The organism is Leptospira paudalimensis, assembly GCF_026151345.1.
In the GTDB taxonomy this organism is placed as follows: Bacteria; Spirochaetota; Leptospiria; order Leptospirales; family Leptospiraceae; genus Leptospira_A; species Leptospira_A paudalimensis.
On record NZ_JAMQPR010000001.1, the window covers coordinates 2,967,029 to 2,989,093 of the forward strand.

The window sequence follows — 22,065 nt, forward strand, 5'->3', positions numbered from 1 at the left end:
AAAAAAGTAAGTAGAGTGTAGAACTAACCTCTGGAAACAAATTCCAGAGGTTTTTTTTATATCCTAACTGTTGCCGCAACCACAAACAATCGTTCCACTCGAGTCCTTCTATTATGATCCGTTTCAAAAACTGCATCCATCGATTCCCTTTGGATGGCCTCAAATCGCAAAAGTCCAGGTAACCAATTTAATAAATCAAAAGTGATCGTATACCCATTGGTTAAAAATCCATTTCTGGTATAAGTTGGCGCTAACACTTGTTTTGGATCATAAAATCGTTCCAAACGTAAACTAAGTCTAAATATATCTTCATACCGAAAACTTGTCCAGAATGTACCGTGATACCATTGGTTATAAACTCTAGACTCTCGGCTGATGTACATTGGCAAAACTGGATTGATTTCTTTCCACCAAGGTTCATATGATAATGATTCCTTTGTCTTTTGTGCTCCAATGTCCCCAGACATGGCAAAGGACAACCAATCTAAAACTTTCCATTCAACGATTGTATTATTGTACAACCTGGTTTGTTTTCGTTCATAGTCTGGTGCCTCATTCCCTACAAATTGATTCGCAGTCAGAATAAAATTAGAAGTAAAATGGTATTTAAATTGAGTTCCTAGTGCCTTATCTTTATTTTGTTCTGTTATATTTTGCCAACCATTCATCACATGAAATTGAAATTGAAATTTTTCACTGAACTTAGTTATTAATCTTACTCCTGAGGAATAATAAGGAACGTAGTCGAGTGCCATAGCTCTCGTATAATTCCAGTTATCTGACGAAATCCAAGATTCATGTCCAATATGACCGAAATAAATTCCTGCATCTAACCAAGTGTTTTTAGTTAACTTAAAACCGACATAGGCTTCTTGGATGTGTTTAACAGCATTTTGATTCGAACTTAATTCTCGGTTACTTTCTGCCGCATAATTCGTATTGACTGAAGTTCCAAACTGTAATGCAATTCTACCTCGGATTTTTTCTTCCTGCCACTTTGCATCGACAAAACCTAAATTGACATTAAACTCGTCATTCCTTACCGCTTGTGTTGTATAAGCACGTTCTTTTGACCCAGGGTGATTTGCATTATGCGAATAGTATGTATCAACAAAAGCGCCAAATTTTAAACTTTTCGGTAATACATTTGGGTTATCTTGATTTGGATTGGATGAATCGTTTTGATTCTTTTGGACAATTTGATTTGTATCTTTGTTTTGATTTGATGCATTCGTTTCCTCAGCCAATAGATTTCCTGAAAGAAGGAAAATTAAGGAAAGAAGGGAGAGTAATGAAAGAAATTGATTCCGTGTTGGCATGAAATTCCGCTCATTACGAGCGGAGTTTAAAACTTACTTTTTAAGAAGTTCTTTGATCTCTTTTGGAAATGGAAGTAACTCTTCTGGAACTTGGATTAACTTTTTACGATAGTTCTTTTTGTACTCTTTCTTAAATTTAGTATGGCAAGATTTACAAGTCTCATCTGGTTTTCCTAAAGCAAGTTTGGAATCGATGATTTCTTTCCATTCTGCTTTTTGGTCTTCTGGAGCCATGTCTGGAACTTTTGCGAGAATTTTATTGAGATAATCAGCATTATCCTTTTTGTCATATAACTTCGTCGCTGGTTTTGTATACTCTTCCATAAAATCATGGAGGTTCATCTCTGTGACTGATTTTGCTTTTTTTTCAGCGTTTAGTACAAACCCGAAAGAAACAAAAACCAACACCATACTCAAAAGTAATTTTAATTTCATATCTACCTTCTTGCGAAATTCTAAAGTCAATTGGTATTAGAATCAAGTCTGTTTTTACGCATCAGTTCTGATCCAAGACCAAATTTTTTGACTGATTCCAAATTGACCCGACCTGTATATTCATCCTCATATTTGGATAAATGGTTCACAAAATCCTGGTCCAAACCTGCCAGGTATCTAGTTTCAGGAAAAAACAAATATCCCTTTGCACGTCTAGGTGTGAATGGAAATTGAATGAGAGTCAGGTAATGTTCCCAAGAGTTTTTTTCGGGAGGGATTGATTTTTCAAACGCACGCACTCCTCTTTTAACATGTTTCACTTCATCCTCAAATATGGTGAGCATGATTTCGGATGTTTTCAAATCTCCAAAATAGGCAAATACGTTTGCATACACTTGCGAATAATCTAAGTTAGCTCCTTCAAACGACAAAGACATAACTGCTGAAAAGGACTCTAAACTGTGAAACTGTTCCAATTGTTTCCAAAAAATATAATTTAACGGGATATCTCCAAATTGAACTCCAAAATTATTCATTCTATCTATGTACAATTTTAGATGGCTTTGTTCCTCTTCAATTGTCTTCACCCATCCATTTCGGACGGATTTTGGCGCGTTTGGAAAAGCTAAAATTGCCCAGGCAAACAGTTCGATTGCCATAAGCTCATGGTTTGCAAAATGATGGAGAGTCAGTCCTTTGTTGGATTCTAAATTTAAATGTTCAAGTCTTGGAATTTTCACTTTTTTATCAGAAAACTGAAGTAATTGACTTCTTCCAGGTTTTTGAATGCGAAGTGGTTTTTCTTCAAACTCTTCCTCCCAATCTTTTGAAGGAGAAAGTAATTTATCTTCCAAATTTGGAGCAAGTAACAGATGTTTTGCGTATTCGGAAAGTTTCATTGATTGATTCTAAGAAAATGGATTTACAAAAATCCAAATTCATTGATAGATAAATCCAAATTCAATGACCACTTCCAATTCGAAAAGTCCGAATTTTTACGAATCCGTTTATAACATCGTAAAAAAAATCCCTAAAGGAAAGGTGACTACGTATGGACATATCGCGTTATTACTGGGTAACCCAAGAGCAGCCAGGGCCGTTGGGTATGCTTTGAATTCACTTAAAAAAGATAGAGAGAACAAAATTCCATGGCAACGAGTGATCAATCGCCAAGGGAGGATTTCGTTTAAAGGGGATAGTTTTCGTGCAGATTTACAAAAAAAAATCTTACAAACGGAAGGTGTTTTCTTTGATTTAGGTGGTGATCAATTGGATTTTGGCAAGTACGGATGGTTTCCATAAAATGAAAAAAGATTTCCCAATCACACTAACAATCGCTGGTTCAGATTCGGGTGGTGGCGCTGGAGTCCAAGCTGATCTCAAAACATTTTCATCCTTAGCGACATTTGGAACCACAGTATTCACTTGTTTAACAGCACAAAACCCTGATGGTGTTTCAGGGATTTATGAAATCTCTCCTGATTTTGTTTCTTCCCAACTACAAGCTGTTTCCAATTATTTCCCAATCAAATCAGCCAAAACAGGAATGTTATATTCTAAGGACATCATCAAAGCTGTTGCGGCATTTTTTTACGATAACCCAGACATACAATTGGTTTTGGATCCTGTCATGGTGGCAACGAGTGGTGCAAAACTTCTAAAGGATGATGCCATCCAATCTCTCGTTGAAGATTTAATTCCATTATCAAAGATAATCACACCTAACCTGGATGAAGCATCCCTTTTATTAGGTGAAACAGTCAACCAATATGATCAGTTAGTGCCAATGGCAAAAAAATTATACCAAAAATTCAATGTGCCAGTTTTGTTAAAAGGTGGTCATTTACCAAACGCTAGTGAAGCCACTGATGTTTTATTTGATGGAAATTCCGTTTATGAATTTTCAAAAACCTTTCTCAAAGACAAACATACCCATGGAACTGGGTGCACTTATTCAGCAGCGATCACAGCCTTCTTAGCTCATGGTAAAAATTTAGCAGAAGCTGTTGGTTCCGCTAAGGAATACTTACACTTAACATTGGAAGATGATATTGTAACTGGGCCTACCCATCATTTAAATCATTTCCCGGAACCAAGTAACTAATAGACTCAATATAAAATTAATACTCGATATTGAGTTCTTTGATTTTTTTATCCAATGTGTTACGATTAATGCCTAAAAATTTTGCGACTCTCGTTTTGGTGTAACGAAACTTTTTCATAGCATATTGGATCAAACGAGATTCAACTTCACTCACAACAATTTCCATTGCTCGTCCATCCAATCCATCAAGTTGCCCTGATGTCAATCTACCAGACCCTAAATCCAATGGTTCCATTCCAGAAACAGATTCAACATGATTTGTATTGGATACTTCTACAGTACTTTCAGGCAACTCTTCCATATTCGAAAGAATATCTGAAAAATCTTCTTCATTCAATATCTCGTCTTGCGCAAGTACAACAGCACGTTCAATAACGTTTTCTAATTCTCTCACATTACCAGGCCATCTGTATTTAAGTAATAGCCGGGATGCTTCTCGTGAGATTCCTTTGATTGCTTTATTATTATCTTTTGTGTACTTTTCTAAAAAGTGATTCATTAGAAGTGGAATGTCTTCAACTCGATCACGAAGTGGTGGAGTATTGATTTTCACAACATTCAATCGATAAAACAAATCTGCTCTGAATTTTTTTTCAGCAACTAACTGTTCTAATTCGGCATTTGTTGCTGCAATAATCCTTACATCTACTTTTTTTGCTTTTGTAGATCCAATGGCTTCAATCTCACGTTCCTGTAAAACACGCAGTAACTTCGATTGTAAATTTAAATCCATTTCGCCAATTTCGTCTAAGAAAATTGTACCAGTATCTGCAAGTTCAAACTTTCCTTTTTTATCAGTCACAGCTCCTGTAAAGGATCCCTTTTTGTGCCCAAACAATTCACTTTCGAGTAAATTTTCTGGTATTGCTGCACAATTGATTTTGATGAATGGATTTTCTGAACGAGAACTATTATAATGAATCGCATTCGCTATCATTTCCTTTCCAGTTCCAGATTCTCCAGTAATGAGAACTGATGCTCTTGAATCTGCGACGAGTTGGATTTTTTCAAACATCTTCTCCATACTCGCAGCCTTACCAATGAGTGATCCAAATTTATATTTATTTTTGAGTTCTCTCTTTAATTGGATATTCTCTCGAGAAATTTCCTTTTTGGCTTCTTCCACAAGATTTTGAATTTTTATCGATTGTGAAATGATTGATGCAACAACTTGCAAAAAATCTAAAAACGATTTTAAATCAGTATGTTTATTTTGAACAATAAAAGCATTCACTACCCCGAGTGTAGTTTGTTCACTTAGAATTGGCGCACACAATAAACTTACGTTATGTGGATCATGTTTAAAATGAGATAAATAACCAACTCGATTTAAAAAATCAGGATGTGAGGCAACCGATTCAATGATAATTGGTTCTCCTGACTCATATACTTTTCCTGTGATTCCTTCACCAGGTTGGTAGGTGCCTTTTTCAATTTCTTCTGGTGATAAACCTGAAGCAGCAACAATGCGTAATAGTGCTTCTTCTTTATTGAATAAGACAATACTACCCTTCTCCAAACGAAGTGATTTTTCCATTGTCACCATGATGGAATCAAACACTTCATTTTGGTCTAATGTAGAACTGACAACCTTTGATATTTCGATGAGAGTTGCTTGGATTTTTGTTCGTTGTTCTAGGGAACGAATGGTTTGTAAGTTTTTAAAAATCTGACCCGCTTGGTTTGCAAGGACACTTACAATCTCCAACATATCTGGTGTAAATGCATTCAATCGATTGGAATCGAGTGAGATCACTCCAATAATATCATCTTCTACAATCATGGGAGCCACTAGTTCTGACTTAATTTCCTCTTTGACCTGAATGTAATCCGGATCTTTGGAAACATCGTTTACCAATTTTGCTTTACCAGTGGAGGCAGCCATCCCCGTAATCCCTTGGCCAATCTTCAATTTAGTTTCCCTGAGTAATTGTTGGTTCATCCCACGTGAGGTAACAGCATCAAGGACACTCTGTTTCTCATCAATGAGCATGAGAGACCCCGATTCTACCCCACAGATTTGAATGCAACGGTCCAAAATGAGTTCCAGAAGGCCATCAGGGTCCTGGGTGGAATTCATTGCCGTAGCGACTTCGTGGATGGATTGGATGGGATTGAATTTTTTCGCGCTCATAGGTTTTGCTCTTTGTTATTACGGATTGCTGGAAAGGAACACAGATTCAGTTTGCTTATTTTCTCATCACAATGTACGGTAAGCAAACAATTAAACGATTTTTTCAACATTTCACTTGCCTTCCTTTCGATTTCAGCAGAAAAAACAACATTTGCTTATAGATTAAGCACAAATCGTACCAGGTTTCTTGGATCGACACGAAATTCTTGTAGCAGACGAAAAAAGAAATCGGATACCCTGGCTCTGTGATGAACGAGGAATCGGATTTTGAAAGGATCTGTCTGTTATGCGCCGAACCTCGGGTTCCCAGTGGACTCACCCAAAGAGGCCGTTTTTTTTGCCAAACATGCCAAAGGGAATGGATCTTAGAAAAAAGGAAAATCCCTCGTGTTGGTAAAAATGTTCTCAATTCAGAAGAAAAAACAGAATTCCTTTTAGAAAACCTTTCCTTGTTTAATTCCTCACTAGGTTTAGAAGACCTAATGTTTCGATTTAGTGAGCTGATTGCAGATCGATTAAAAAAAGATAAAATCGCAATATTTATCACCAACCTTGAGTTAGGTGAAATTAAATTAGCACATTATTACTCAAAACAAAAGTACTTACAAAGAGCTATCAAACGTTTTACACTAGATTATGATTTGAGTTATGGAATCCTAGTGGAAGCGATGGCGAATCGTGAGCCATGTTTTTATAAGTTCAGTGACCAAACACATCCTTTTTATTCCTTTTATTCAAAACTTACAGGCACAAAGTCGCAATTAGTATTACCAATCTTATATGCAAATATAGCTGTTGGGATGATTACAATTGACTACGATGAAGAGGATCCAAGCGAATACATCGAAGACGAGGAAATACTTAAAATTGTAGTCGGACAATTTGCTGTATCGCTAAGGAATTCTCTTTTATTTTCCAAATCAAAAAACCAGTCAAAACATTTCAGAAGTTTGCACACAGCAGCTCTTACTCTAAGCCAATTGTATTTAAACAATCATAATGAAATGATTCGTATGATCCTACTCACCTTGTCTGGGATTGTAGACTCTTCCATTTCCTGTTTAATTGAATACCCAATTGATAGCGCTAAGGTTAAAGTATTTAAAGTCTATCGAGATCTGGATAATTATGAATTAAAAACTCATACAGAATCCATTGAATCAAAAGAATTAACTTCAATTTTACAAACAAAAGAAATTATGACAATAGATCCCATTAAGATTCCAATTTTAGAAACATTAGGAATCATTGGGAAAGAATCAATGATTGTTCCAGTCAAATTAGAGAATGGAACCACCTGTATTTTCATATTAGCGAAACAAGATAGTAGATTTCCAAATGAAGAGATCGAAGCCTTAAATGCATTTGTTTCCCTCGCTCGAATCACAATGGAAAATTCCAATTTGTACCAAAACCTTTCGAACAAAGAAAGATTGGAAAAAGAAATTGAAATTGCTAAAGAAATCCAAAGTAATCTTTTACCCAGAAATACTCCTGAAGCGGAAGGTTTTTCCTTTGGTGGATTTATGGTTCCTGCGCGCGGAATTGGTGGTGATTATTACGATTTTATCCTTTCACCGAATCGAAATGAATTGTTTGTGTGTATCGGAGACGTGAGTGGAAAAGGTGTTGCTGCAGGACTTGTGATGGCGACTGTCAGAACCATATTACATTCGCTTGTGAGAGTCAAAGATTCACCTTGGGAAATCTTAAACGATATAAACAATTATCTCTATTCTAGTTATAAAGAAGCCATTACACCTCGATTTATGAGTATGATTTTGATTCGTTGGAATTTGGTGACAGATGAAGTTGATGTGTCTGGAGCCGGGCATGGAAATTTTTACCATTACCAAGTGAATCAAAAGTCTTTACATTCTATCGAAACAGGTGGAGTCATTTTAGGAATTAGTCCCGATATTTCAAAATTCAAAAATGAATCTAAATTACAATTCCATGCGGGAGATACAATTTTACTTTTTACAGATGGGGTAACGGAAGCACTCAATGCATCGGAAAAACAATACGGCGAACCAAGTCTAGAAAAAAGTTTCCTTTCGAATATAGAATTAGAACCAAAAAAGATACTGGAGAATATCTATTTGGATCTAAAAGAATTTGTCAAAGAACAGGAACAACACGATGATATCACTATGGTGGCTGTGAGAAAAATATGAACCTTGAAATTCCAGTCTCCATCTCCGCTCATTTTGAATCAATGCTCAAACGAATGGGAACCAATTTACCAAATCATTGGGTTTCAAACAAAACTAGATTTTTACTTTCCTATTCTGGTGGAAAAGACTCCAGTATCCTTCTCTTATTTCTAAAATACTTAAAAGACAAATACACAATCGAAACTCCTCATTTGTTTTATCTCTCCCATGGAATTAGAGAGATCCAAAAGGAAGAAAGTGAAATGTTAGTTTATTTAGAAAACTTTGGTTTTCCAGTTTCGTTTGTAAAAAAAAAATTCCAAATCTCGCTTTAAAACTTAAAAAAGGACTCGAAGAAACTGGTAGATTGGTCCGCTACCATGAACTGAAAAAAATCACGAGAACAAACCATTCTGTGATTCTGACAGGCCACCACTGTAAAGATTACACCGAATCAATTTTCTTACACCTAACAAGAGGGGGTGGGAAAAAATCGTTTTATACACTTCCTCCATTTGATGGCGAACGATTTTTACCATTAGTATTCCTAGAAGACCAAGAACTAAAGGATCTTTATGAATATGTATCAAACCATTTGCGAATTTTTGAAGATGAGTCAAATTCAAATCCCATTTACAAACGAAATCGAATCCGAATGGAATTGTTACCAATACTGGAACGAGAGAAATGGAATTTTCATAAAACATATTGGAATTTCCATGATCGAACACAACTCAACATCAATTTTGATGGCCTCACGAGTCCAAACCAAACGAAATCACCCAAAATGTTTCGAATCCCACATGAAACATGGATAAGTTTAAATTTACCTGCAAAAAAAGAACTAATCGATTTTCATTTGAAACTAATGGGAATGTATCCACTTTATAAATCTGGATTTGAGAATTTCCATCTTCAATCGGAAGGGGAAAGAGCATTTTTAGAAAACAAAAATTGTTATTTATACAAATCAAAGTTTGGCGATCTTTTCATCATTGATAAAAAGTCTTCCGCATTTAAAAAAGCAATTTCATACCGTGAAGGAAACCAACTTACGATTGAATGGAATCAAAACCAATTTAGAATCAAAGATCCTGAAGAAAGGTATTCACTTGGGTCATGGCATCACGGTCAGAAAATTCAAATTCGATCAGGAAACAAGGAAATTTCAGAATGTATGCGGGAGAATGGAATTCCATTTTTCCTTAGAACTTTTATTCCCATCCTATATTTTGAAAATGAACCGATTCAAATTTTATTTTCGCTCTTCTCCAAAAACGAAAAGAATTATCCCAAACGAATCTATTTGGAAAGGTGATCTAGATGCATAAATATTCCAAAGAAATTCCTTTTCCCGAAACCAAATTTTTCACTTCTATTGCCAAATTGGAAGAAAAGGAAGATTTAGACTCGGTTCAATCCATTGCATTTATGGGAAGATCCAATTCTGGAAAATCGAGTTTGCTCAATGCTTTATCAAATCATAGAGGTCTTGCAAAAGTATCAAAAACTCCTGGAAAAACAAAACTAATCAATATATTCAGAACCAAAGTTGGCTTTAATTTGATCGACTTACCAGGATTTGGTTATTCAAAAGCTTCTCATAAAGAGCATAAAGAAATGATGAATCTTTTAGAAGGATTTCTCAATTCCTGGAAACAACTTAAAATTTTATTTATACTATGTGATTCCCAAAGGGAGTTTCCAGAAGAAGAGTTGTCTACAATCGAAGTAGCAATGGAAAAAAAAATTAAACCCGTTGTGATCAGGACTAAAATTGATAAATTAAATCAAAGTGGACAACACAAAGTACGAACTGAAATGGAAGATGCTATGAATGAGATAGGAGTTCCGTTTCGCGTATTTTATATTTCTGCAACGACAGGAAGAGGGATTGGCGAATTACGAGAATTTATCTTAGAAACACTTGGAATTCAAACAAATGTATCCAAAGTGGAACCGTAATTTGAATCCATTTTATAATTGAGCATTCCAAAAACATTGGAGGACATCATCTTACGAAAATCAGTTAATAATGCAAAGGTTTCTTTTAATTGTTCTTTGATTCGAAGCAAACGAACTTCTTCTTCTAATCGTTTTTTTTCAGATTCCAATTCCTTTTGACGTTCTGTGGAAGTTATATCAGAAGTTTTTTTACTTTTTTCAGATTCTAATCGAGTTTCCAAATCTTTGATTTTTGATTCTAAGTTTTTTTCATAACTTCGTTTTTGGATTTCTTTTGGATTATTTCGATCTACTTGTTCTGAAGATTTTTCTTTTGCCTTTTTCTCTTCTTCAGCTTTTTGTTGGAACAAATCTTGTATCGATTTTCCATCTGAATATGGTTGTAAACTTGGATCGTCTTCTTGTTTGGAATTTGGTTTTGTCACTGCATGTGTTTCACCACTGACAGCAACCATTCTTCCATCTCGAAGTTCATAATTGATTTTGACTTGAACGGATTGAATTTCTCTCCCTTCTCGGAAGGCTTCATTCTTAAATTCTTGGGCGTGACCTAATTCATGCGAAATGACATGTAAGGCAGACATCGTTTCAGGGGCACTTTCTAGTTGTCCATGACCGACATAGTTCACCCTTCGATCTCTTTGGAGATCTACATTCATTCGGCTGAATGTGGATTCTTCTATTCTCATGAAAACCTAACCACCTAATGGGTACTTCGGTCTGAATGGATAAAAGTTTAGTATGAAATTGATTTTTTGAAAAGTAAAAACTCTCCTAAAATTAGGAGAGTTTTTGATTGGATTGTGAAATTATGGACCTTGTCTCACACAACGGACATAATTCCTTTGTGTTTTTACAACAGACCTTTGGACTCCATAGGATTGTCGGTCAAATGAAATTGCAAACGCCGTTTCACCTGGTAGATCGTCTTGGTTAGACCAAGCAGTCCAATAATCTTCCTCTTGGGTGGATGGAAAAAATTGCAAAGTTGCCGCACGTCCAGGAATCACCAATCTTTGGTATTCGATTGGAGTTGGAACTCGCCAAGTTTGCCCTAAAAAGTGATTATTTTGGCATGCTGCATACAACTCACTTGTTCCTTGGATACTGATGGATGAAAATCCTTGGATCACTTGAGGATAGTTGATGGAATTACAAGCATGAGTTTTGGAATCACAAAACGCAACTTGGATTGCTCCAGCTCGACTGGAATCGTAAGGGTTGTAAATGGATCCTTGAGGAGCCCCCAAACAATCGTTAAATCCCGATCGGTATACTTGACCGTGAGAACATTTTTGCCAAACCAAATTGGAAATTGCGTCTGTCACGGTTCCATTGCCATTATCACGCAAACTCTGGTTTGCCAAGAGGCCTGCGAAAAGTTGGTTGGTTTCTTCTGGACTTAATCCAAAGACATCGTCTACAGGTTTCATTTCGCAGTTGATGAATAAAGAAATTGCCAAAAGAGCAAAACAGTAATGAAGTTTTTTCATAATCTTAAAGTGCTCCCTAAAATATGTGATTAAAGTTAATAAAGGTCTGTCTATCTTCATTTGAAATCGCATGATCAATGTAGATAACGGTTGCTTGGTTCCAAGGAATTCTTAGACCAATACCTCTTGAGTGTTTGTAGTTCTTTAAGTTAGCATCGGATGTTCGATCCCAAACTCGCCCTACGTCATAAAACGGAACCAATTGGAAATCAAAGTGTTGCCCACCAAATTCAGCTTCCGCAAATTTCCATCTGATCTCGAAGTTTGCATACGCCATTGTTTGGCCAACAAAACGATCTTGTTTGTAACCACGAATGGTTGTTCTACCACCAAGACCTGATTGGTTCACTTCCGTTCCCCACATATTACGGTATTCGTAAAATGGTGCGTCACCGTTTGTTTGGATCATCGCACCGCGTGCAGCTAATACAAATTTTTCTAGAAGTTCTGGGGGTTTATTCGTAAACCAAGTAACTGGACTTAGGAATACACGACCGGAAACTAAGTTTTTATTAAACTCGTAATTTGATCCAATCGCTTTTGTGGATCGTTCGTGAGTGTATTCTAAAAACAAACCTCTGTTTGGATCTGGTTCAAAATCCCGTGTATCATAAACAATACCAGCTCGGATGGTATTGACAAAACCACCGTTGATCCCGCGAATTTTACCATCTTTGTCATCACGAGTTAGTTTTGTTTCCCCTTGTGGAGTTGTGATGGTTCGATCAATGTCTAAGAGTCCAAGGATTCCATCAGCAGGTCCAAGGTATGCATTGTTATTTGTTCCATCATACCTACGTATGATTTGTTTTGATAAACGTACGCCTGTTACTGTTCTGAGTGTTCCGCCAAAGAACGAGTATTCTCCTGAAGTACTAAAGTTAGGATTCTCAATGTCATAACGGTTGTATTTATTATCACTGACAATTGGAGATTCACCAACTCCCGCATCACCTGGTCTTCTATAACTTAGATTATCTTCGTAATCGGCAAAAGGTGCATTCCTACGGATCCTTCCATTTGGATCGTTTCTTTCTAAATATGAAAGTGGTTGGAGTGTACTTTGTCCAATTCCAAAATAAAGTGAGTTGGGGTTCCGATCATACACTAAATCTGCACGTAATCGCCATTTGGTGTCAAAGATAAACGGTGCATCCAAACTTAACTGGTGGTAAGGTGCATTTTTGGTAGTATTAAAATACTGAGCAAAAATCCTCACACGGTAAGGTGTATATTCAAACATAGGGGAAGTTCGACTTCCGTTGTAAAAATACAAAACACGAGCACCGTATCCAATCCCTACGTTCGGATCGGAGTTGATGAGAGGGAGACCAGTGAAGTACCCCCCCTCTTTTTTATTCTTAAAATCACGCTCGCTCAATCTCTTCTTTTCAGAGATTTCGAACGGAAGGTCGGTTCGTGGTGCTCTCTCCTGTGCAAAAACACTCGATACCATGGAAAAAAATAACAGAAGTATAAAACTTCTCAAAATAGAATTGTACATTCTCTACCTATTCGCCAAAGAAACTGCCTTATGGTGGGAAATTTGCAAAATATGTCAAATAGATTCGAAAATTTATGTTTTTTCCACTTCGATTCTGTGTAAAATTAGTAATACCTCGTCCTGTTGGACAAGTTCCCCTTGTTGTTTCCGGATTTCTTCTACACGGCATGGGTAAGGTGCTTTGATGGCATTTTCCATTTTCATGGCTTCCAAAATTAACAATGTTTCCCCTAAACCGTGTTCGCTTCCAACTGTAGTAGAGATTTGCACTACTTTTCCCGGCATCGGGCTTTTGATCTCAGGGGTAGTTTGGCCAGACACTTCATAGGAACGTTCTGCTAATTTTGCGTTCCAAGATTCCCCTTTCCAATGGAAAAATATTTCATTCCGAATCTTGAGAAATTTAAGTAAGGAACCATCCTTCATCTGGACAGTGACCAAATTTTGTTCTTTTGGTTTCAAACTTTCTATCAGTGAATCAGTTTCAATGGTATAGGTTTGGTTTTCCAAACGTACATGAATGCGATTGCCACTCACATGTACGGATGTTGGTTTCGATTTTGTTTCAAATAAAAAGTCCATTCTGTACCTTTAAGCGATCCAAGGATCTATGTTTTGTTTTGATGAGAAAAAAAGACCCGCTAACGCAAATTTGAGTTCTTCTTTTGTATTCTCTTTTAAGAGTTCCACTTCATGGTCTGCAATATAATGAGTGGATACTTTACCTTGGAAAAATTCCTTAGTTGATACCAATTTTTGCAAAAACTGCAAATTAGTTTTTGGGCCAAAGACAATCGTTTCAGATAAACATTCTATCAATCGCTGAATGGCTGTTTCACGATCCTCGCCCCATACAATCAGTTTTGCGATCATAGGGTCATAATACATTGTAATTTCGGATCCTGTCACCACTCCTGAATCGATCCTTAAGTCTTCTCTAGTGGGAAAGGACAAATGATGGATTTTTCCTATGGATGGTAAAAAACCCTCTTTTGGGTCTTCTGCATAAATCCGCACTTCAATTGCATGTCCTTTTTGAGGAGGAGTTTGGAGGATCGGAAGTGGTTCTCCTTGGCAAACTCGAATTTGCCATTCCACTAAATCAAGTCCCGTTGTCATTTCTGTGACAGGGTGTTCCACTTGTAATCGAGTGTTCATTTCTAAAAAATAAAACTCACCACCCTCACCTAATATGAATTCTACGGTACCTGCACCTTCATATTGAACAGCTTTGCCAGCCATGACAGCTGCTTCTGCCATTTTTGATTTTAGAGAGGTCGGAAAATTGGGAGCTGGTGTTTCTTCGACAACCTTTTGGTGTCTTCTTTGTAACGAACAATCCCTTTCGTGAAGGTGGATGATGTTTCCTTTTGTATCACCAAAAATTTGGAATTCAACGTGCCTTGGATTCACAATGTATTTTTCTAATAAGATACGATCGTCACCAAAAGCCGACATTGCTTCTCGTTTTGCAGATAATATTCCAGATTCTAACTCATCTGGTGCATTGATACGGCGCATACCCTTTCCACCACCACCAGCACTCGCCTTTGCCATGACAGGGTATCCAATTTTATCAGCTTCCTTTTTGAAAACAGACATCTCTTGGGATTGGCCCTCATAACCTGGCACAACAGGAACTCCACTTTTAGCAACTAATATGCGTGAGCCGATCTTATCACCCATGGCTTCAATCGAGTGAGGTTTAGGACCTATGAATCGAATGCCGTGTTGTTCTAATTTTTTAGCAAAGTCCGTATTTTCAGATAAAAATCCATAACCAGGGTGGACTGCATCGGCACCCGTTGCCAAACAAGCTTCGATCACTTTGTCCACATTTAAGTAAGAAGAACGTGCATCTGTTCCGCCTAAAGGATAGGCTTCGTCGGCACTTAAAACGAACAAACTTTGAGAATCGGGATCAGAATAAACAGCGACTGTTTTGATCCCCATTTTTTTTGCAGTGCGTATGACTCGTACAGCAATTTCACCACGATTGGCGATGAGTATTTTTTGGATCGGCTTCATGTAAGTAGGATCAAAACTAAAGAATAGCGAAAATAAATCAACAGAAAGATCGTAAGTGAATTGACCATCCCATTCAATCACAAATTCTTTTTTTATGCTGAAGTTGTTTTTGAAACCTAAATTTTCAGACCGTATTTTTCTAACATATGTAGGCTTTGGATTTTTAACTCTTTTCCTTCATCGAATTCTATTTTTTTATGTATATTCCTACCGTTTAGAAAAAATCGATTTTTTCTTAATTTTGAAAGCATTTCTAATTGGGTTTCGATTCGATCTTGTGACAGTCTCAATCGTGTTAGTTGGATTTTATATTTTATCGATTTGGGAGTATGCTTCAAAATTCAGGTTTTACAAAAATCTGTGGCTCGTTACACCACTCATCCTCTATCCAATTGGTGTATTACATCTTTTTGCTGATTTATTATATTTTGAAAATGCAAACAAACACATTGGTTATGAAGCTATCGTTTTTTTGGGTGATTTAGATGTATTGATTTCATCTGCCTTTTCGGAAGCTCCATTTAAAATATTATCTTTTTTATTCTTCATAGTTGCTTATGTATATGGAATACGAATTTGGTTTCTTAAGAACAAAATTGGTTACCAAAGTTATGAATCTGAACCTAAACGATTCTCAATTCCAACGGTTGTCATCTGGCTTTTGTTTTTCTTTTTAGGTTTACGTGGAGGGCCACAAGAATCACCTCTCAGAGCCAGTGAAGCAATCATTTCTGATGACGCTCTCATCAATCAAATTGCATTAAATGGAATTTATACAACCATCAATGATTTTAAAAGCCAATCCATTCCCAAACATCTCAAAATGAGCGATGCAGAAATGCTTTCGATTGTAAAAGAGGAAGTTCAATTTGAAGGTTCAGAATTTGTGAATGATCCAAACTTTCCCTTATTAAGAAAACTAAATGAAATTCCTGGAAAAAAACCAACCAATGTAGTGTTAGTGATCCAAGAATCTTGGACAGGTAAATTTGTTTGGCCAATGTCGGATGGTATTTTTTTAGGAAAGGAAGTTACGCCGTATTACAATCAATTGGCGAGAAAAGGCCATAGTTTTAAACGATTTTATGCCAATGGGGGAAGGACAAGTAATGCGTTATTGTCAGTATTAACAAGTATCCCAGACAGACCAGGACTAACAGCCATTCGAACACCACAAATCCTAAGTAATTTTTCTGCTTTAGGAAATATTTTTTCAGAGTTAGGTTACGAAACCAGTTTTATCACGGGTGATGATTTGAAGTTTGATAGTTTGGTTACCATTTTACCTCATTTTGGATTTAAAACTTTAATCGGAAAAGAAGACTTCCGTAAAGAAGGGTATAAAATTGGTGCATGGGGGTATGATGATGAACATCTTTATACCAAAGCACTGGAAACAATGGATGCATATGAAAAAGAAAAAAAACCTTTTGTGATGACGATCCTTACCATGACAACCCATTATCCCTATAAAGTACCAGACAAAAAATATGAAATTTTCGATTCGAATGTTACAGATTATGATTATTTAAATACCTATCATTATTCTGATGCTGCCTTAGAAGTTTTTATGAAGGAAATACAGAAACGAAAATACTTTGAGGATACATTATTTGTATTTGTTGGTGACCATACCCACCATCGGTATTTATCCTATTTTGAAGATCGAATGGTGCCATTTTTACTATATGCTCCAAATCACATTAAACCAAAGTTAGATGAAAGAATCGCTTCACAATTAGATGTATTACCAACGATTTTAGGTGCCATTGGTAAAAAAACGTATTTTGCTGGATTTGGTAAAAATTTACTAGCACCGAATGTAAAATCAGGGAGTACTTATTTTGCTTATGGAAGTGCTTGTGGTTGGATTGATGAAGAAAAGATCCTCTACCAAAGTGTTGATGGAGACACACAATTTATATTCCAAATGGTGCCTCCTTATGCAGAAGATCCGGTCTGTAACCCAAACCGAACAAATTGTACGGCACAAACATTAAAGGCAAAAGCCTTTTTTAATTTGTCTTTGGAGTTAATGAATCGGAATTCAATTTATCCATTGGAAGGGAGTTTACGGTACTCCAGGAAATGAATCTACATATTTCACTTTAAAGTCCGGAAAACTAGTTACAATTTGGACTTTAAAATCAGGGAAGGATGTGACTTCTTGCCACTGCCCGCAGTCAGAAGGAAAACTCGTTACCTTTTTTACTTTGAGGTCAGGGAATGAATCGACCACTTGCACCTTAAAGTCGGGGAAACTTGTCACAAACTGAACTTTGCCCGCTAATTTTTTTCCTTTGAATGTACAATCAGATCCAACTTCACCTGCCGTAATACCAAAAGTCATCACAACACCTAGTAAAAATACCAAAACAAGTTTCATAGTCCCTCCAAAATTTGAGAAATAAATTCTCGATTTATTTTTAAGGATGTCAATCCTTTTGTTCATGAATTCAGAATCTGCAATTTTATTTACCCAATGTTTACAGAATGATTTTACTTCTCTTTTGGATCAATACGATCCACTTCCCAATTCATTACATGTTGGCTATGCAGAAGCCAATCGTTTATTAGGTGAAATGGTTGAAGACGGTCCTGTTTTTTCCCTCATGGACTGGGCATACGAATCAAATCCAAAACAACTCAAGATCATCCATATTCGAGATTGGCATGACCCAAACGCAAAATCACAAGAAGACCATCTAGTCCAGTTTGGATACCATTGTCTAAAGGATACAAAGGGAGCCGAATTTGTATTTCAAAATTGGATTGAATCGGATCCCAATCGCGCAGAGATCATCAATGCTTCTGGATTAAATGACTTTGTAGATACGAATTTAGAATCCGTTTTACAACCATACAAAGGAAAACCATTAAAAGTTGGGATCACAGGTGTTTGGACAGAAGCCAAAGTTACCTTTTTATGTTATGACTTAAAAACAAGATACCCAGAATTCGATATTGCAGTTTGTTCTGCCCTCACCGCTAGTTCCTCTTTATCAATGCATTTTATCGCTTTAGACCAACTCAAACAAATATTAGGTGTGAAAGTGTATTCATCCATTGGTGCGTTTACTGAATTTTTAACAGGAGAACAACCAAATTTACAAAAACGAATTTCAACCAATGCAAGAATCTCAAGTGATAAACTAAAATTGGATCCTAAATATCCAATTTCAGATTTAGACAAACAAATCCTACTCTACTTATTCCGAGATTGTAAAGATGTTGAATTCAAAACATTGGATGGTGGTTTTTCAGGTAATGTAGTTTTAAAATCCAAATCCATAGATCACTTAGGACATTCTCAAGTGCCTTGTGTTGTCAAAATTGGGAATCGTGATTTGATTGCAAAAGAAAGAACTTCCTTTGAAAGGATCCAAGAAGTATTAGGAAATAATGCTCCTTCAATTGTCGATTTCTGCGAGTTAAATGATCGTGGGGCAATCAAATACCGTTATGCAGCTATGTTAGATGGGAATGTAAGGACATTCCAAAAACTTTATGGATTGATGCAGGATGGCACTGGTCTCGATCGAATCATTGACATTGTATTTGGTGAACAACTTGGACGTCTGTTTGAAGCGACATCCACGGAAAAACTAAATTTACTCGAATATTATGATTTCCAATCTAAGTATGCAAAGTCAGTTCGAACAAGAGTAGAATCTTTATTAGGTGGTCCACAGACAACTGATACAATTTCCATATTCCCAGGGTATGAAGTCACGAATCCATGTTCCTTTTATGAGAAGGACCTATCTTCACTTAAAGAATACAACGCAATCACACATAATACTTCCTATGTCCATGGTGACCTAAATGGAGCGAACATCATCATCGATGCCCAAGACAATGTTTGGATGATTGATTTTTTTCATACCCACAGAGGGCATATTCTTAGAGATTTATTAAAATTAGAAAACGACGTATTGTATATTTTTTGTAAAATCGAATCTGAAACTGAATGGAAAGAAGCCGTTGTCCTTACTAATTTTTTACATAATCAAGAAGACTTAGGAATCCCACTTTCCTTTGATCCACCAAAAGAACTTTCCAATGAAAAACTTCGGAAAGCCTACCGAGTGATTGCCAAACTAAGATCTTATTATCCAAAACTTGTCAAACTAGACAGAGACCCATACCAAATGCATGTAGGTGCATTACGATATGCGATGCACACCCTCTCCTTCGATGAATGTAATGATTGGCAAAAAAAATGGGCTCTGTATGTGGGAGGACAACTCATCCATAAAATCAAATCGTACATCCAAAAATCGAAGGTATTACGGATTGATTATTTAAAACCAATCAAGAATCAAAATGAAATCATTACCAAGATTGGTCTTACCATTTTACCAGGAAGAAAAGACCGTGGAAGAGTATTGTTAGATGATTTACAAACCATAAAGGAAGAAGGTATCACACACATTCTTAGTCTCATCACCGAACAAGAATACAATCAATATGGCGTGAATGAGCTAAAAACTGAAATTCCAAAATTCGGAATCGAACAAAAACAAATTTCAATCTTAGACCAAAAGGTTCCTAGTATGGAACAAATGAAAGAGATTGTAATTTGGATGGATACGATCCTCTCCCAAGATCAGAAAGTATTAATCCATTGTGTTGGTGGTCTTGGGCGTTCTGGAACAGTTGCAAGTGCTTATTTAATCTGGAAATTTAAAATGGATTCTGATTCAGCGATCCAGAAGGTAAGAGAATCGAGAAGTGAACGTGCAGTTGAATCACACGAACAAATCCGATTCCTAAAAGAGTGGGAAAATTTGTATTTGGATTAAGTGGATTGAAGTTTGTTTCGTTCCACTTCTAACATACCATCTAACTCAAGTTTTTTGGAATGCATTACTTGATAAAGATGATTCTGGAATTCTTCCCAACTGGAAAAATCATTTGGATGATGGATACCAAGTCCCAAATATCCGACCACATTTCCTTTTTGGTATTCTTGGTATGTGGTAACGCCTGATTTAATAGCCACAAAAACAGGAATTTTTTGGTCAAAAGCAATTTTCACCATTCCTTTTTTTAAGGGTTGGATTTCTTCACTGTATGTATTTTTCCCTTCTGGATAAACGATATAGGAAGTTGTTTTTAATCCTTCGATTAGATTTTTAACAGAGACTGCAATTGACATTGCCTTTGAGTTATCAAATACTTGAGAACCCATAGCAGTCATCCACCAGTAAGCGAACCATGCTTTTTTAATCACTTGGTTAGCTAAAAATGGTTTTCTGATCACATAACAATCGTAAGGAAAATCCATCTCGTTTACGTGATTCAAAAAAATCATATGTCCTTTTTCAGGAACTGTAAATTGATTGAAGACAATTACATTTGTTTTTGTAATTTTTTTGACATCTTCGGCCCAAATTTTAGTGCCTTCTAAAAATTCCTTTATTCTCTTTTCTTTGTTCCCTGAAATTGCATGATACAAACCACGAATTAAGTATGGACTCGCTTTTCCGAATACTAACAGAGTGATCCGTAAGTATACCTTCATCACCAAACGCCCGTAGTGAACGCTTAGTCCGTGTAAGTTTTTTTCAATTAAGTTATCTACAACTGGAATTTTCGCCATAGCAACAATTAGACAAAAGAGTGGTTTCTATGGATATAAAAAAGCCCAAGAAATTTCTTGGGCTAATGCATTCGGAAACAGTGTTAGATATTGTTTCTTATTGTTGCGGAGTGGTAGTGCTTCCTTGGGCTGGTTTCGCAGGCACATTCAGAGCTTTTTTTCGTTCTTGGTCGTATTTCATGAACACCATATTATTGGAATCCAAATCATAAACACGTCCTCTTACATCTGCATGGTCTACACGGTATTCTTCTGGCACTCTTACATCAAACATCGCTTGGAGTCTATGGTCATACTTAACATAAGGGTTTTTAGAAAAGTCATAAGTAACTCCATCAATTTTAACTGGTTGGCCTTCTACAGTTGCACCAGTTTCATCTTTAGAAACTTCTGTTTTTGCCTGTGAGTTATTGAGGTAATAATTATCATAAGGGTATTTTAATTTATAGATATTGATCGCATTGGCTTTTGAATCACGAGCTAAGTTGATCGCACCAAAATACAAATCAATACGATACTTTCTGTGTGAAGGTTGGAGTTTTTGGTGTTTCTCAAGATTTTTTTCCACCTTTAACGCATTGGCTCTTGCTTCTTTCGCAAGACCTAAGTGTTTGTATCCAAGCTCCATATTTTTTTCAATGTCGTACTTATTGTAACTATAGTGTGCTTCTTTTGGATCGTACATCCTTCTTTGGTAAGGTGCTTCACGAGGAAGGTCCATTACGTCTTGGCGGAAGTAAGATCCTTTTCCATACTCAATGGAAATATCAAGCAGTGCTTTGTCCATTGGGTTGTTTGGATTTTTGCGTTCCATTGCCGTTTTCATCATTTCTTCGGCACGGAGGATGTACAACTGGGAAAGTTCTTCTGTCATTTTTTCAATTCCCAATTGGCATTCTAGGAACCTTTGGTAGGCAGAGGAAAAATTACCTTCAAAATGGTATTGTAACCCTTCTTGGTAAATGCGTTTGGCTTCTAAGTATTTTTTCATACGGAAGCCTTCTTTTCCTTCTGGAGCATTGAGCTCTGTTGGTTTTCCTTCCGCATCTTCACCACGAAAGTTTTTGACGATTGGCTCAAGCTCACGGAGGTAAGTCAAAAGCTCGATACGTTTTTGATAGGATTTACTAGAGACTGATTCCGCAAACATAGGTGCTTGCATCACGAGACTCATCATGAGAATAAGAAGGGATTGTTTCATTGCTCTGCCATTCATTCCGTTTCCGTACTTTCCTTCGTTAGAAGAATCTTACAAGTAATTTCAGGGTGTCCCCTGTGAGTATTATCGGAGATTTATGATATTGGATTGACAGATTGTATTT

20 protein-coding genes are annotated in these 22,065 nt (G+C 36.5%); 8 read left to right on the forward strand and 12 right to left on the reverse strand.

Features of this window, described 5'->3' with window-relative positions; genetic code table 11:
- Positions 1-56: 56 nt before the first annotated feature.
- The 3 genes from ND855_RS13685 to ND855_RS13695 are packed head-to-tail and all read right to left on the reverse strand — an operon-like array spanning position 57 to position 2,653.
- Positions 57-1,319: a porin gene (locus ND855_RS13685; protein ID WP_265358788.1), complete on the reverse strand. Its 1,263-nt coding sequence runs from the start codon at positions 1,317-1,319 to the stop codon at positions 57-59.
- Between the two features lie 33 nt (positions 1,320-1,352).
- Positions 1,353-1,754 (reverse strand): hypothetical protein, encoded by a 402-nt coding sequence (locus ND855_RS13690; RefSeq protein WP_265358789.1) that lies wholly within the window; start codon positions 1,752-1,754, stop codon positions 1,353-1,355.
- Between the two features lie 26 nt (positions 1,755-1,780).
- Positions 1,781-2,653: a ferritin-like domain-containing protein gene (locus tag ND855_RS13695; RefSeq protein WP_265358790.1), complete on the reverse strand. Its 873-nt coding sequence runs from the start codon at positions 2,651-2,653 to the stop codon at positions 1,781-1,783.
- 64 nt (positions 2,654-2,717) lie between these two features.
- Here ND855_RS13695 and ND855_RS13700 point away from each other — a divergent pair, with 64 nt between their 5' ends.
- Together ND855_RS13700 and thiD are read left to right on the forward strand one after the other, a co-directional pair.
- Entirely contained in the window at positions 2,718-3,056 is a 339-nt protein-coding gene (locus ND855_RS13700; RefSeq protein WP_265358791.1) for an MGMT family protein, read from the forward strand.
- A 1-nt stretch (position 3,057) separates the two neighbouring features.
- Complete coding sequence (gene thiD, locus ND855_RS13705; RefSeq protein WP_265358792.1) at positions 3,058-3,858, forward strand: bifunctional hydroxymethylpyrimidine kinase/phosphomethylpyrimidine kinase; 801 nt, start codon at positions 3,058-3,060, stop codon at positions 3,856-3,858.
- A 16-nt stretch (positions 3,859-3,874) separates the two neighbouring features.
- Here thiD and ND855_RS13710 read toward each other — a convergent pair whose 3' ends face one another.
- Positions 3,875-5,938: a sigma-54-dependent Fis family transcriptional regulator gene (locus ND855_RS13710; protein WP_165780327.1), complete on the reverse strand. Its 2,064-nt coding sequence runs from the start codon at positions 5,936-5,938 to the stop codon at positions 3,875-3,877.
- A 302-nt stretch (positions 5,939-6,240) separates the two neighbouring features.
- On the opposite strand from ND855_RS13710, the gene ND855_RS13715 reads away from it, so the two are divergent.
- From ND855_RS13715 to yihA, 4 genes are read left to right on the forward strand one after another with little or no spacing between them, the layout of a single operon-like run.
- Positions 6,241-8,169: a SpoIIE family protein phosphatase gene (locus tag ND855_RS13715; protein ID WP_265358793.1), complete on the forward strand. Its 1,929-nt coding sequence runs from the start codon at positions 6,241-6,243 to the stop codon at positions 8,167-8,169.
- Entirely contained in the window at positions 8,166-8,483 is a 318-nt protein-coding gene (locus ND855_RS13720) for a tRNA lysidine(34) synthetase (protein WP_265358794.1), read from the forward strand. Before ND855_RS13715 ends, ND855_RS13720 begins: the two co-directional genes overlap by 4 nt.
- A gap of 32 nt (positions 8,484-8,515) precedes the next feature.
- Entirely contained in the window at positions 8,516-9,466 is a 951-nt protein-coding gene (locus ND855_RS13725; protein WP_407658718.1) for a tRNA lysidine(34) synthetase, read from the forward strand.
- 5 nt (positions 9,467-9,471) lie between these two features.
- Positions 9,472-10,113, forward strand: a complete 642-nt coding sequence (yihA, locus tag ND855_RS13730) for a ribosome biogenesis GTP-binding protein YihA/YsxC (protein WP_265358795.1) — start codon at positions 9,472-9,474, stop codon at positions 10,111-10,113.
- Here yihA and ND855_RS13735 read toward each other — a convergent pair.
- From ND855_RS13735 to ND855_RS13755, 5 genes are all read right to left on the reverse strand, one after another.
- Positions 10,083-10,802, reverse strand: a complete 720-nt coding sequence (locus ND855_RS13735; RefSeq protein WP_291874326.1) for a hypothetical protein — start codon at positions 10,800-10,802, stop codon at positions 10,083-10,085. The genes yihA and ND855_RS13735 overlap by 31 nt on opposite strands.
- 120 nt (positions 10,803-10,922) lie before the next feature.
- On the reverse strand, positions 10,923-11,606 hold the full coding sequence (lsa25, locus tag ND855_RS13740; protein WP_265358797.1) for a surface adhesin Lsa25: 684 nt from the start codon (positions 11,604-11,606) through the stop codon (positions 10,923-10,925).
- Positions 11,607-11,622: 16 nt separating this feature from the next.
- Positions 11,623-13,110, reverse strand: coding sequence for an Omp85 family outer membrane protein (gene omp85, locus ND855_RS13745; protein WP_265358798.1), 1,488 nt, complete (start codon positions 13,108-13,110; stop codon positions 11,623-11,625).
- Between the two features lie 72 nt (positions 13,111-13,182).
- Positions 13,183-13,692, reverse strand: a complete 510-nt coding sequence (locus ND855_RS13750) for an acetyl-CoA carboxylase biotin carboxyl carrier protein subunit (RefSeq protein ID WP_265358799.1) — start codon at positions 13,690-13,692, stop codon at positions 13,183-13,185.
- Positions 13,693-13,701: 9 nt separating this feature from the next.
- Positions 13,702-15,138, reverse strand: a complete 1,437-nt coding sequence (locus tag ND855_RS13755; RefSeq protein ID WP_265359409.1) for an acetyl-CoA carboxylase biotin carboxylase subunit — start codon at positions 15,136-15,138, stop codon at positions 13,702-13,704.
- A gap of 94 nt (positions 15,139-15,232) precedes the next feature.
- Between ND855_RS13755 and ND855_RS13760 the strand changes: the two genes are divergently transcribed.
- A complete protein-coding gene (locus ND855_RS13760) occupies positions 15,233-17,230 on the forward strand; it encodes an LTA synthase family protein (RefSeq protein WP_322113544.1) in 1,998 nt (665 codons plus the stop codon).
- Here ND855_RS13760 and ND855_RS13765 read toward each other — a convergent pair.
- Positions 17,210-17,524, reverse strand: coding sequence for a hypothetical protein (locus ND855_RS13765; RefSeq protein ID WP_135639391.1), 315 nt, complete (start codon positions 17,522-17,524; stop codon positions 17,210-17,212). The two genes, ND855_RS13760 and ND855_RS13765, sit on opposite strands and share 21 nt — an antisense overlap.
- Before the next feature lie 64 nt (positions 17,525-17,588).
- Here ND855_RS13765 and ND855_RS13770 point away from each other — a divergent pair, with 64 nt between their 5' ends.
- Complete coding sequence (locus ND855_RS13770) at positions 17,589-19,943, forward strand: dual specificity protein phosphatase family protein (RefSeq protein WP_265358801.1); 2,355 nt, start codon at positions 17,589-17,591, stop codon at positions 19,941-19,943.
- Here ND855_RS13770 and ND855_RS13775 read toward each other — a convergent pair.
- Both ND855_RS13775 and ND855_RS13780 read right to left on the reverse strand, forming a co-directional pair.
- The gene (locus ND855_RS13775; protein ID WP_407658719.1) at positions 19,940-20,743 is read right to left on the reverse strand and encodes a lysophospholipid acyltransferase family protein; all 804 of its coding nucleotides are present in this window, start codon (positions 20,741-20,743) and stop codon (positions 19,940-19,942) included. The genes ND855_RS13770 and ND855_RS13775 overlap by 4 nt on opposite strands.
- 97 nt (positions 20,744-20,840) lie before the next feature.
- Positions 20,841-21,944 (reverse strand): LIC11274 family protein, encoded by a 1,104-nt coding sequence (locus tag ND855_RS13780; protein ID WP_265358802.1) that lies wholly within the window; start codon positions 21,942-21,944, stop codon positions 20,841-20,843.
- Positions 21,945-22,065 lie beyond the last annotated feature (121 nt).

Excerpts from the sequence above, each read along its gene's own strand:
- ND855_RS13685 (WP_265358788.1), bottom strand. The coding sequence starts at position 1,319 with ATGCCAACACGGAATCAATTTCTTTCATTACTCTCCCTTCTTTCCTTA.
- ND855_RS13690 (WP_265358789.1), bottom strand. The coding sequence starts at position 1,754 with ATGAAATTAAAATTACTTTTGAGTATGGTGTTGGTTTTTGTTTCTTTC.
- ND855_RS13695 (WP_265358790.1), bottom strand. The coding sequence starts at position 2,653 with ATGAAACTTTCCGAATACGCAAAACATCTGTTACTTGCTCCAAATTTG.
- ND855_RS13700 (WP_265358791.1), top strand. The coding sequence starts at position 2,718 with ATGACCACTTCCAATTCGAAAAGTCCGAATTTTTACGAATCCGTTTAT.
- thiD (WP_265358792.1), top strand. The coding sequence starts at position 3,058 with ATGAAAAAAGATTTCCCAATCACACTAACAATCGCTGGTTCAGATTCG.
- ND855_RS13710 (WP_165780327.1), bottom strand. The coding sequence starts at position 5,938 with ATGAATTCCACCCAGGACCCTGATGGCCTTCTGGAACTCATTTTGGAC.
- ND855_RS13715 (WP_265358793.1), top strand. The coding sequence starts at position 6,241 with ATGAACGAGGAATCGGATTTTGAAAGGATCTGTCTGTTATGCGCCGAA.
- ND855_RS13720 (WP_265358794.1), top strand. The coding sequence starts at position 8,166 with ATGAACCTTGAAATTCCAGTCTCCATCTCCGCTCATTTTGAATCAATG.
- yihA (WP_265358795.1), top strand. The coding sequence starts at position 9,472 with ATGCATAAATATTCCAAAGAAATTCCTTTTCCCGAAACCAAATTTTTC.
- ND855_RS13735 (WP_291874326.1), bottom strand. The coding sequence starts at position 10,802 with ATGAGAATAGAAGAATCCACATTCAGCCGAATGAATGTAGATCTCCAA.
- lsa25 (WP_265358797.1), bottom strand. The coding sequence starts at position 11,606 with ATGAAAAAACTTCATTACTGTTTTGCTCTTTTGGCAATTTCTTTATTC.
- omp85 (WP_265358798.1), bottom strand. The coding sequence starts at position 13,110 with ATGTACAATTCTATTTTGAGAAGTTTTATACTTCTGTTATTTTTTTCC.
- ND855_RS13750 (WP_265358799.1), bottom strand. The coding sequence starts at position 13,692 with ATGGACTTTTTATTTGAAACAAAATCGAAACCAACATCCGTACATGTG.
- ND855_RS13755 (WP_265359409.1), bottom strand. The coding sequence starts at position 15,138 with ATGAAGCCGATCCAAAAAATACTCATCGCCAATCGTGGTGAAATTGCT.
- ND855_RS13760 (WP_322113544.1), top strand. The coding sequence starts at position 15,233 with ATGCTGAAGTTGTTTTTGAAACCTAAATTTTCAGACCGTATTTTTCTA.
- ND855_RS13765 (WP_135639391.1), bottom strand. The coding sequence starts at position 17,524 with ATGAAACTTGTTTTGGTATTTTTACTAGGTGTTGTGATGACTTTTGGT.
- ND855_RS13770 (WP_265358801.1), top strand. The coding sequence starts at position 17,589 with ATGAATTCAGAATCTGCAATTTTATTTACCCAATGTTTACAGAATGAT.
- ND855_RS13775 (WP_407658719.1), bottom strand. The coding sequence starts at position 20,743 with ATGGCGAAAATTCCAGTTGTAGATAACTTAATTGAAAAAAACTTACAC.
- ND855_RS13780 (WP_265358802.1), bottom strand. The coding sequence starts at position 21,944 with ATGAAACAATCCCTTCTTATTCTCATGATGAGTCTCGTGATGCAAGCA.